Annotated in this window: 10 protein-coding genes; 2 read left to right on the forward strand and 8 right to left on the reverse strand. The window is 33.3% G+C overall.

Going from position 1 to position 11317, the window contains the following annotated elements:
- The first annotated feature begins 181 nt into the window (after positions 1 to 181).
- Entirely contained in the window at positions 182 to 1174 is a 993-nt protein-coding gene (locus tag ACFO7M_RS09415) for a PorV/PorQ family protein (RefSeq protein WP_379715012.1), read from the forward strand.
- A gap of 35 nt (positions 1175 to 1209) precedes the next feature.
- The gene (locus tag ACFO7M_RS09420; RefSeq protein ID WP_379735314.1) at positions 1210 to 2310 is read left to right on the forward strand and encodes a DUF4105 domain-containing protein; all 1101 of its coding nucleotides are present in this window, start codon (positions 1210 to 1212) and stop codon (positions 2308 to 2310) included.
- Positions 2311 to 2329: 19 nt separating this feature from the next.
- Here the strand turns inward: ACFO7M_RS09420 and ACFO7M_RS09425 are convergent, their stop codons facing one another.
- The 8 genes from ACFO7M_RS09425 to ACFO7M_RS09460 all read right to left on the reverse strand — a co-directional run bounded on the left by ACFO7M_RS09425 (position 2330) and on the right by ACFO7M_RS09460 (position 11314).
- Complete coding sequence (locus tag ACFO7M_RS09425; RefSeq protein ID WP_379735316.1) at positions 2330 to 3718, reverse strand: exopolysaccharide biosynthesis polyprenyl glycosylphosphotransferase; 1389 nt, start codon at positions 3716 to 3718, stop codon at positions 2330 to 2332.
- 84 nt (positions 3719 to 3802) lie between these two features.
- Complete coding sequence (locus ACFO7M_RS09430; RefSeq protein WP_379735317.1) at positions 3803 to 4819, reverse strand: glycosyltransferase family 4 protein; 1017 nt, start codon at positions 4817 to 4819, stop codon at positions 3803 to 3805.
- On the reverse strand, positions 4779 to 6098 hold the full coding sequence (locus tag ACFO7M_RS09435) for an O-antigen ligase family protein (protein ID WP_379735318.1): 1320 nt from the start codon (positions 6096 to 6098) through the stop codon (positions 4779 to 4781). The genes ACFO7M_RS09430 and ACFO7M_RS09435 overlap by 41 nt, the downstream gene beginning before the upstream one ends.
- A 44-nt stretch (positions 6099 to 6142) precedes the next feature.
- On the reverse strand, positions 6143 to 7216 hold the full coding sequence (locus tag ACFO7M_RS09440; RefSeq protein ID WP_379714574.1) for a glycosyltransferase: 1074 nt from the start codon (positions 7214 to 7216) through the stop codon (positions 6143 to 6145).
- The gene (locus tag ACFO7M_RS09445; protein ID WP_379714577.1) at positions 7216 to 8259 is read right to left on the reverse strand and encodes a glycosyltransferase; all 1044 of its coding nucleotides are present in this window, start codon (positions 8257 to 8259) and stop codon (positions 7216 to 7218) included. The genes ACFO7M_RS09440 and ACFO7M_RS09445 overlap by 1 nt, the downstream gene beginning before the upstream one ends.
- A 77-nt stretch (positions 8260 to 8336) precedes the next feature.
- On the reverse strand, positions 8337 to 9431 hold the full coding sequence (locus tag ACFO7M_RS09450) for a glycosyltransferase family 4 protein (RefSeq protein ID WP_379735319.1): 1095 nt from the start codon (positions 9429 to 9431) through the stop codon (positions 8337 to 8339).
- Positions 9432 to 9521: 90 nt separating this feature from the next.
- The gene (locus tag ACFO7M_RS09455; RefSeq protein WP_379735321.1) at positions 9522 to 10664 is read right to left on the reverse strand and encodes a glycosyltransferase family 4 protein; all 1143 of its coding nucleotides are present in this window, start codon (positions 10662 to 10664) and stop codon (positions 9522 to 9524) included.
- Positions 10664 to 11314 (reverse strand): CatB-related O-acetyltransferase, encoded by a 651-nt coding sequence (locus tag ACFO7M_RS09460; RefSeq protein ID WP_379714587.1) that lies wholly within the window; start codon positions 11312 to 11314, stop codon positions 10664 to 10666. Before ACFO7M_RS09460 ends, ACFO7M_RS09455 begins: the two co-directional genes overlap by 1 nt.
- Positions 11315 to 11317: the final 3 nt, after the last annotated feature.

The raw sequence follows: 11317 nt of genomic DNA on the forward strand, positions 1-11317 counted from the left end.
AGGTATTTATATTCGACAAATTTAATACAATAAGTTTATAAGTTGTTGAGTTTATTATATCAGATTTTTATTTCATCTTTGCGAAAATGTTTTTGTATTGAAAAAAAGTATCCTAATAGCGCTAATAACCATTGGTTTAAACGTCTCGGCACAAACAGTTCGTAAGTATTCAAATGAATTTATGAATATTGGTGTAGATGCCCGTGCCTTTGGTATGGCCAATACTATGGTTGCTCACACTGGAGATGTGAATTCGGGGTATTGGAATCCAACAGGATTGTTAAAAATCGAAGACCATGAAGCCAGTTTGATGCATGCCAGTTATTTTGCCAATATTGCGCAATACGATTATGTCGCTTATGCCAAAAAAATAGACGACCGAAGTGCTTGGGGAATGTCTGTCATCCGATTTGGAGTAGACGATATTTTAAACACCACACAGTTGATTGACGCAAACGGAAACATCGACTACAATCGTATCAGTTTATTTTCAACTGCTGACTATGGCGTAACATTTTCATATGCTCGAAAATTACCCATCCAGAATTTCCAATATGGTGTGAATGCCAAAGTAATCCGAAGAGTAATTGGCGAATTTGCCAGCTCGTGGGGATTTGGATTTGATTTCGGTATGCAATACGAAAAAAACAATTGGCAATTCGGCTTAATGGTTCGTGATATTACTACTACATACAATATATGGAATATCAACGAAGAAGAATTTAAAAAAATTCAGGACGCACAAACTGAAGATCCTTTGCAAAATCAGGATCTTCCTGAAAGCAGTGAGATTACTTTACCCAAAGCACAACTTGGATTGGCTAAAAAATTCGAATTCCATAACGACATGAGTCTATTGGCTTCAGCAAATTTAAATATGCAATTCCAACAAACTAAAGACATTATTTCTACTGATTTTGTTAGTATCTCTCCAGCTGTTGGATTCGAATGGGGTTATAACAATTTGGCATTTTTACGATTAGGCGCAGGTAATTTCCAAAAAACATTACAGCTTGAAGGAGGTGAAAAAACAAGTTTCCAGCCAAACATTGGTCTCGGATTTCAATATAAAGGAATTGCTGTAGATTATGCTCTTACTGATTTAGGAAATCAAAGTAGCGCATTGTATTCAAATGTATTTTCATTGAAAGTGGATTTATCCATTTTTAGATAGACTGTCCCACTGATTATTGATCGAAAAATAAAAAAATGAAAAAAAAACTGGCTTTCTTCCTTTTTTCACTACTGCCTTTTTGTTTATTCTCACAAATCAATCCTATAACTCCGCAAACACAAATCAGTATTTTAACTGTTGATGTTGCCAATGAGTCTCATACTTTATATGGACACACCGCCATAAGAGTCAAAGACGATTCGAATCATTTTGATTATGTATGGAACTATGGAATGTTCGATTTCAGAACGGAAAATTTCATTTTAAAATTTGTAAAAGGAGATTTACAATACTATGCCGCCGCATATCCATTTTCTGATTTTGAGTACAGTTACCAACAAGAAAACAGGACAATCTTTGAGCAAGTATTACACATTTCTTTGGAGGAAAAACAACAATTATTCGATCGTTTAACAAAATCCGTATTCACTGAAGATAAATTTTACACCTACAAATTCATTGATCGTAATTGTACGACCAAAGTTATTGATATTGTCAATGAGGTTTTAAAAGACAAACCCATTCGAAACACTTTACATAAAAACGAAAGCTATCGCACCGTTTTATATCCCTATCAGCAAGATCACTTTTGGATGAATTTTGGCATCAATATTATTTTTGGTCACAGACCCGATGAGCAGGCAGAAAACCTATTCCTACCTCTGGATTTGATGAATGTTTTAGAAAAAACACAATACCAAGGTAAACCATTGTCTTCTAAACCTGCAACAATTTCTGTAAGCTTTGGTCCAGAAAAAGAATTCAATTTTGCAAACAGCATTTACGCATTAATAGCCCTACTGGCTATTTTCATACTACTTAATCGAAAATTCACCAATATTATCTATTTTGGAACATTAGGATGTATAGGTTTGCTGTTCACGTTTATTGGATGCTATTCTCTACACAAAGAGATACTTTGGAATTACAACGTACTTTTATTCAATCCTTTGAATTTAGCACTTATTTATTTCCTACTCAAAAACAACACTGTATGGGTTAAAAAAATCAGCCGTATATGTTTAGTGCTTTTAGCCATTTATTTGCTTTACATGCTAAATAAAGTGCATTTAACGATGGTTTTACCCATACTTGTAGCTTCGGCTATACAGTTATTCCGATTAAGTAAAAAATAAATTGAACTATTTCTTATTTTTATTGTCCTCGGTAAAACAAAACAGTGCTTATCGTTTTTACCACAATATTAAGATCCAGGAATAAACTTCTGTGTTTGATATAATACAAATCGTATTGCAGTTTAATTAAACTATCCTGAAGTGTTTCGCCATAAGAATAGTTGACTTGCGCCCAACCTGTAAGACCTGGTTTTACTACATGACGAGTTTCATAAAAAGGCATCATTGCGGCAATTTCCTTCACAAAAACAGGACGTTCAGGACGTGGTCCAATAACCGCCATATCACCTTTAAGTACATTTATGAACTGTGGCACTTCATCCAATCGAGATTTTCTCAGTATTTTACCAAAAGTAGTTACACGCGAATCATTTGTTGTAGCAAATACAGCTCCATCTTTTTCGGCATCAATTACCATGGAGCGAAGTTTATAGATCTTAAATAACTTTCCGCTTTTACCAACTCTTTCTTGTGTATATAGTAGCGGCCCTTTATTCCCAATCAAATTACCCAATAAAATCAATGGAGTAATAATCAAGCCTACAAATAGACCGGTTACTGCCATAACTATCTCAACAGTACGTACAAAAATTAGGTATAATTTATTTTGATTACTTCTTGAAAAAGGAAAATATTTGTAGAAATCCTGAGACACATATTGAACCGGTATACGATGGGTTATACTTTCATAGACTTGAGTATATTCTCTGATTGAAACGCCATTTTCCAACAATTTAATTAGGATATTATAGAGTTCTACTGTGATACTTTCTGTTTTTTGAGAAGCAATTACAATCTCTGAAACATAATTTTTCTCTAAATAATCTTCCAAATCATACAGTTCAATACCATCTATTTCCTTGAATTTAACAGTACTAACACCACTCAAATTAATAAATCCAACCACTTTAAAATGCGGATCCGTTTTTTGAATACCTCTAATTAATTCTGGCAATTCATTTTGATGACAAATAAAAATTGCCCTTTTCCAAAAACGATTGGAAGCAATAAATTTCACATAGACAATGCGCCAAAAAAGCAAGGAGCAAAAGATTCCGATATAAAAAAGAAATATTTGAAGTCGATTTTCCGGTAGCGCAGGTGTAATTTTGGGCGTTAACAAATAAACCAAAACCGTCAAAGAGGTAGTAAGTACAGTACTCTTTATGACCTGATATTGATTACTGGCTACCTGAAGATTATACATCTCGAATACAGTACCGAAAAACAATAGATAAATTGACAAAACCAAAGTCCAATAGTAATTTACCGGAGAAATGGTAAAATAATTAAAATCAAAAATTGAACCTACAAGGTGAAGCATTCCCAATACAAAGACAACATCAACAACACGGAGCAATATCTTCCGTTCAGAAACCTCAAAATGTATCTTATTATTTGATGTCATTATAATGAATATGCTTTATCGAAATTAGCAAATATTTAACAGAAACCTTCCTTTTATTGGGCAAATAATCCAACTTCTTGCGCGTCAAGCATCGCTAAAAACATCAACCCATTGATTTCTAACTACTTTCCAATCCATGTCTTCTATTTTTTTACGAGCATTTGAAGTAATTTTTTTGGTCAGGCCTTCTTCTTGAACCAATTCCAAAACTGCTTCAAACATGGCTTCTGCATCATTATCATCTACCAGCAATCCATCTGTTTTATGTTCTAATAAAAAAGGAATACCGCCAACATTGGTTGAAACTACCGGTAAACCTAAAGCCATAGCCTCCATAACACTTACCGGCATATTATCAAAATGAGTTGTATTTACAAATACATTACAACATTCTGACAATGAAATCCATTCTTCTTTTTGTAAACCACCAGTAAAAGTAACTTCAACGTTTAGAGATTTTGCATAAACTTTAGTAGCATTAAGCGATCCATCTTTATCCGGCCCGACCATACATAATTCGGCATTAGGGTAAACTCTTTTTACTTTCTGAAATACATCAATAGCCATTTTAGGATTGTAAATACGAGCAAAAGCGCGTACCCACAAAATTTTAGGAGATTCAATTATTCTTGGAGTAAATGAGTAGTTTTCAATAGCTATTGAATTTGGAATATGAACCACATTAGAGTAACCATTACTTTCAAAAATGGATAGTAAGTATTTTGAAGGTGCCACATTCTTATAAGAATTCTTAAAAACAAGTGCTGTCAAAAAAGGATTTTTTCGTAAACGTGCTGGCAGATTACCACCATGAAGTATCGGAATATATGGTATTCTTACAATTCGACATATTTGACTGACTAAAAAAGCATACCAAAAAGCAGATGTACTGTAAGTATCGATCAAAACCAACGATACAACATTTCTATATCGAAACACCGAAAAACACATATCAAACAATCTCAAAATTGGGATTTTCTTTGAAGAAGCGTACTTTATTACAAAACCCTCATTTTGTAAAGCAGCGCCCAAGGTCTCGATTGTGGTAGCATTCAACCCTTTACCCGACAGTTTGTTCCCTATGTATAGCAGGTTTTTCAATAGTATAAACTTTTAATAAAGATAAAGCATAAATAAAAGCTGGTGCCGCAATACGCATGGCGGCGTGATTTATAGTAAGGAGCCAAAAAATTACAAAAGGTAAAATAAAAATATTCATTCTGTTATTAAAAGCCATTAGTAAGGGTGTAGAAAAAAGTATGAACAAACAGAACATTCCGAACATACCATGTTCGGCCAACATTCTGGATATTTCGTTATGAGATGCGGCTTCAATTCCAGTAGTTTCCTGACGGTACTCCCTATTTTTCCCAACACCTACACCAAGAAACGGGTTATCCAAAAACATTTGAAATTCCGACTCAATAAGCTTTTCCCTTCCTGTCAGTTTACTGGCTTTAACTCTTCCTTTGGCATCCTGATTGGCATAACGTTTATCAATTAGCCCACTTGTTTGTATTGAACTATAAGTCCAAATACCTGTAAATGCCAAAACCATTAATAGAGCAAATCTAAATAGTACAGACTTGGCTTGTGCCTTGGTATTAAAAAAAATGATTACCATTAAAACAAAAATCATGATTCCACCTGCTATTACGCCTCCTCTAGAAAAAGTCACAATTCCCCTAAATACAATCACTACAAGCAAAATAACGTCTATAATTCTATTTTTTTTAGATTCGGAAAATAAAACTATTTTGGTAAAAAATAGAAAAATCCCCAATCCAAGTATCGTAGACATTTGATTGGGTCCATATCCTCCGGAAGTAGCAAAATTAGACTCTGTATTGGTAACTACTTCTTTTATACTTGGGGTGTATAAAAAAAGGTAAACCACAATACAAATAATTGGAAAAGAAATTGCATGGAGTATATTTACCACTTCCTTCAACGTTACCTTTCTCCCAAAACAATAAATCGCTGAAAATGCCAGTGTCAGCGGACCAATAATATTGAAAGTGATGGCTTTTCGCACATCGGTATCGTAATTGAGTGTATACGCACCTACAATAACTCCTGGTATAAGTAAAGTTATAAAAACTAAATAAGGATAAGCCACCTTCTCCACACCTTTATAAAATATCCCCAACAATAGAATCCCAATAATGGCAAATTTTGCATATTGCTCTATAAAATTGCCTTCCGTCATTCTTAAAAAAACCTCAACTCCTGTTAGATAACCTCCAACATACAAAGCTTCATTGTTCTTGTTTTCTGTCTTAATCACAATATAAAAACCAAAAAACAAAATGAGTAAAGCGTATAATTTTGATAAAACAGGCAACATAAACACGACAACACCGATAAATACGTGTAGCAAAACAAGTTGAAAATATGATATTTGTCTCCCTTCAGAATTCATAATTATACTGATTGATAAAAATCCAATGCTTTCTCAATAATTTTTTGGCTTGAGAAATTTTCATAAACATAAGACTTTAAATTCGAAGAATAAAACGTTCGCAACGATTCATCTTCTGTTAAACTAACAAATGCCTTAACCAATTCATTGGGCGAATGAGGATTAAACAACAAACCATTTCTTTGATCAAGAATAATTTCTGAACATTGACCTACATTAGTGCTAATAACAGCCAAACCTGCCTTACCATATTCCAATAAAACCACCGGAAACCCTTCAAAAGTCGATGCTAAAACACCTATAGATGCTTGTAATAAAATTGTATGTATAGCGTTCTGAGCACCATATAAAAACACGAATTCTTCAAGTTTATTCTCTTTTACGAACTGTTTTAAGGCATTAGAATAATCATCACCTGCATCATTACCCACAAGATGCAAACTCCAACCTTGTTCAAAAACCTTGGACTCCAGGAAGGCCTTTAGTAAAGTATGGTGGTTTTTGGGATTTCTCAAATTGGAGAGGCAGACAATTCTTTTTCCTTCTTCTCCTCTAAGAAGTGTTGCGTCCGATTTTTCTTTAATTTCAACGGTAAAATTAGGAAGATAAATAGAGTGTTTAGAAAAAAGACTTTTTTGAGCCCATTCTAATAATTCATTATTACAAGCAATTACGCCACTAAAGAAGAGTGAAGCTATTTTTATATACCAATTATTGGAAAGGCTATTTTTAATTCGATCACCATAATGATCATGCCAAATTAATTTCACTTTAAAATATATGATTTTCACCAATATACCCACAAAAAAGGAACTTCCATGAGCATGAATAACATCTATTTTATTTTCAGAAAGAAACGTTCTCAACCTAAAAACAGTCTTATAATCAAAAGCCCTTTTTTTATGAAGACAAATAAAATTCACATTTGAATGAATTTGATCTTTCAAAACACCTTCTTTTCGAGTAGCAACAATACCCGAAAAAGAAATTTCGTTCGCAAGAACATTAGCATAATTAACTGCCATTCGTTCTGCGCCACCTGCATCTAGACTATCTATAATTTGAACTACTCGCACTACTGTTGCTTTACTAATTTTGCTATTTCCTTTTCAAAATAGTCGATAGTGTACTTTCTGGACCATTCTGTAGCATGTTGACTAATCTGCTGGTACTGATCAGTATTATTCATCAATTCTATAATTTGCTTAATATCCTGATTGATATCCATTTTTAAAATACCACCTCTTTTTCCATTATCCAACATAAATGGGATACAAGACACTGCTGTTGAAAGAGGAACACACCCCCAAAACATTGCTTCGGCAACAGCTTTTGGCCAACCTTCACTTTTTGAAGGCAAAATCAGGAAGTGACTAGTTTGATACATTTCTTTCACGAATGCCAATTCTTTATTTCCATACAATGTAACCAAATCATTCAATTGATTCATTTCACAATAAGCACTTATTTTACTTCTCATTACTCCTTCACCTAAAACAGCCAACTTGACATCATATCCTTTTTTATATAAAGTTTCGACAAATTGGACGGCATATAAAGGTCGTTTCCCCTCCGATAATGTACCTACAAATAGGAATTGAATTGCACTGTTAAAATCCCTCTGAATAATTGGAGCTTTGGCATCTAATTCATGGTAGGTAGCTGTAAAAAAAGGCGTTATATTTTTTGATTGATTGTCCCATTCACCGTAAACCAAAACCTGCATATTTTTAGTTAAAAACCGATTGCTTAGTAACCATCGTTGTAATTTATAAGTCCATGGCTGTTGTGCATTTGGATCCCAATTTCCAGCATATTTAGCAGTCTTCGTTTTCCAAGGAAAAAAAATCTGAACAATAGCACCTATTAAACCCATATTTCCTGGACATCGCAAATGGATATGATCGGCCTTAGCCATGGCAAGATAAGTAACGTAGGCAATTTTAGGAACTAGGAACAACGCTCTAAAAATATTTTTGAAAGTAGTAATGTCGAATTCGGGAACTTTCTTCAAGCTGATGTTATCATACGAATAAGCTTCATGAATTTCATCAATTTCCTGAACAGCTAAAGGAGCGACAATAGTTACGCTATCCACATGACGCAACCAAATATTCATTTCCCTAATATAGGGAGCGTAACCATAATATTTATCATGTTTACTAATATGCCTAATATGAGTAATTATACAGAAATTCAAAATAATATTTTTGAAATGTTATCGAAGTATTGTTCGTTTGTAAATTTTGAAAGGAAAGTGGCCCTTGCTTCTTCCTGCATCTCACGGTGCATTTCAATATTTTTTTCTACCCTTAAAAAAACGGAACAAATCTCATCGTGGGTAGGATCAAATTTATAACAATCTTTTCCATCCGTAAGATATTTCGTCAATCCAGTTCCATTGGATATTAACAAAGGTGTTTTATTCATTAAAGATTCGATTCCGACTGTTGGTAAGTTATCAAATTTAGATGGAATAATCGTAAAATGACTAGCATTCAAATAGGCATCAACTTTATCATAAGACAAAGCACCAATAAATTTTATGTTACTAACTTCTTGAACTCTTTTTAACACTTGTTTTTCAAGATTACCACTACCCGCAATATTTAAAATGATTTTAGAATTTAAGTTCGTCCGTTGATAATCTTCAAATGCATCAATCAATTCCAAAATTCCTTTGGTATGATCCAGCCTCCCTAAATAAGAAATCTCAATGAGATCATTAGACAAATTTGGTTTGTTTTTTAATCGGTCTGCAATAGAATTCACCACCACAACTCCTTCTACCGAAAAATTCGCCTTCAAATCGGTTTTTCCAAATTCGGATGGACAAATAATTATATCGCAAAATAAATTATAAAAAAGTCGTTTTCGAATTCTCAATATTTTTTGTAGAACCCCATTTTTTTCCAGATCAACACTAATTGCTGAAGAGATTGTATGATAATAAACAACCGTTTTTATTCTTCCAAATGAGGCCAATTTTGAAACAATCGAAGTGATATTACTACCAACAAAATGACCAATGACAACTTCGGGCTTGTACTGTCGATAAATCTTTAAATACCATAAAAAATCAGTAAAAGTAACTGGTCTTTTTTCAGAATGCCAAGATGTGACAATTATTTCACCAGTACCCACTTTAATATTTTCCTTTTCAGAAAAAAATGGTTTGTGAGAAATAAAAATTACCCGATTCCCTTTTTGTGCTAAATCGTAAGCTAAATAATAGCTCATGGCCGACACTGATTTAGCAATGAAATTGTGTGCTATTAATATGGTTTTCATATCTATTCTTGGGTTCTATCCAGTTGAGAGTATCAAAAAAATCCCTTTCTTGATTTCTAACGGATTCTAAAAAAAAGGTGTATTCCAATTTTAAAGAAGTGATTTATAGAATTTAAGGTTTTCAACCACTAATTTAGATAATTCAAAACGGTTTAGAACACTTTTTCTTGCTTCTTTGCTTATTTCATTGGCTTTTTCTTCGTGTTGCAATGCCCAAATTATTTGTTGAGCGATGTCTTTTGGATCATGAGGATTACAAAGTAAACCATTTTCACCGTGTTGAATAACTTCCGGACCAGGTCCTTTATTAGTAAAAATAACTAATTTCTCTACAGCCATTGCTTCAGGAGCAACTAAACCAAGTGTTTCAATATGAGAAGGAAATATACATAATTTGGCTTTAGCATAAATCTTTGGCACTTCAGAATATTCTCTAACCCCTTGAAAAATAACATCCGCATCAAAAGGATAAATTGAAGGTAAAACTTCTTTTTTTAGCATTGCTATATATGAACTCCCATCCGGAAAAAACCAATCCCTACCATAAATATTAAGTTTTACATCTGGAAATTCATTTTTCACAATTGGAAACGATTGAATTAACTGCCGAATTCCTTTCTTTTCACAAACTGAACCAGCAAAAGTGATATTACACGGCTCAACAGGAATATTCTGGGGCGAAAACACTTCCAAATTTATTGGATTAAAGATAACTTCAACTTTTTTATTATGATAACTTAAATACTTTTCCGTGTGATTTTTTACATACTTTGATACAGCAATAAAAGCATCTGCATGGCCAAAAGATCTCATTTCCTGAAATCCTTTCCATTTATTGATTCCTCTGTTTTCGCCTTCTGCAAAGAAATGATGCCCTCCATGCAAACGGATTACGTATTTAACTCCTTTAAATTTATTAATAAAAGCCAAATCCAACTCAGCCGATTCAACAATTTGAATAGGATTTTGCTTATGAATTTCCGCTAATTTTTTATTAATTGCCCATGAATTTAACAACCAGGCAATTCCTTTAGTTCTATTTCTTTTGATTCTATGAATCACGACTCCCGATTCAACTGTAGATTCACTTTGAGAGGTATAGTTTAAACCGACAATGCTTACTTGTATATCTCTTTTAACCAATGCTTCTGCGATAGTTTTCACAAAACTTCCCAATCCTCCATGTGGAAAGCCAGGTTTTGGATATTCATGTGTTATAAAAGAAATATGCATTAACTGTATTTTTTTATGAATTCTTCAATTGTTAGATAAAAATCATTTACTTTATCCTTAACTTCTTTGTCCTTCCAATCCCACCAAGCAATGTCATTCATTTTTCTAATTGTATCGTCATCATGCTTCATTTTGATAATTTTGGAAGGAACTCCTCCAACCACAGCATAATCCGGAACATTTTCCGAAACAATTGCACCAGCCAAAACAGTTACTCCATTACCTATTGAAACTCCTGGTAAAATAGTTGCACCATGACCAATCCAAACATCATTCCCTATACTTATATCCTTTTTTAGAGGAACAATCCTTTTTGTTATTTCATTTACTTTATAAAAATTCCCTTTTACAATTACAGAATCATTTTTATCTAAGATCTCATGAAAAAGTGGAAATGTTGTCACTTCACTTTCATTGTGATACCCTGAATCGCATATAAAATTGACATGACTGGCGATGGAACAATACTTTCCAATTTCCAATTTAGAACTTTGATACCACCTCCAAACAACTGCTCCATTATCATAGGTATGATTCCCAAGAGTAACCCATTTTGCATCCTTCAAATTAGTTTGATTCTTATACTTCAGGTAATCATAATAACTAGTTCCTAAAATTTTCCAAGCAAGTTTTCGAATAATACCTATCATACT

Source organism: Flavobacterium sp. GCM10023249 (genome assembly GCF_042653365.1).
Lineage (GTDB): Bacteria > Bacteroidota > Bacteroidia > Flavobacteriales > Flavobacteriaceae > Flavobacterium.

Bases quoted from the DNA above. Each gene is read 5' to 3' on its own strand.
- ACFO7M_RS09425 (WP_379735316.1), bottom strand. From the start codon at position 3,718: ATGACATCAAATAATAAGATACATTTTGAGGTTTCTGAACGGAAGATA.
- ACFO7M_RS09420 (WP_379735314.1), top strand. From the start codon at position 1,210: ATGAAAAAAAAACTGGCTTTCTTCCTTTTTTCACTACTGCCTTTTTGT.
- ACFO7M_RS09415 (WP_379715012.1), top strand. From the start codon at position 182: ATGAATATTGGTGTAGATGCCCGTGCCTTTGGTATGGCCAATACTATG.
- ACFO7M_RS09455 (WP_379735321.1), bottom strand. From the start codon at position 10,664: ATGCATATTTCTTTTATAACACATGAATATCCAAAACCTGGCTTTCCA.
- ACFO7M_RS09460 (WP_379714587.1), bottom strand. From the start codon at position 11,314: ATGATAGGTATTATTCGAAAACTTGCTTGGAAAATTTTAGGAACTAGT.
- ACFO7M_RS09450 (WP_379735319.1), bottom strand. From the start codon at position 9,431: ATGAAAACCATATTAATAGCACACAATTTCATTGCTAAATCAGTGTCG.
- ACFO7M_RS09445 (WP_379714577.1), bottom strand. From the start codon at position 8,259: ATGAATATTTGGTTGCGTCATGTGGATAGCGTAACTATTGTCGCTCCT.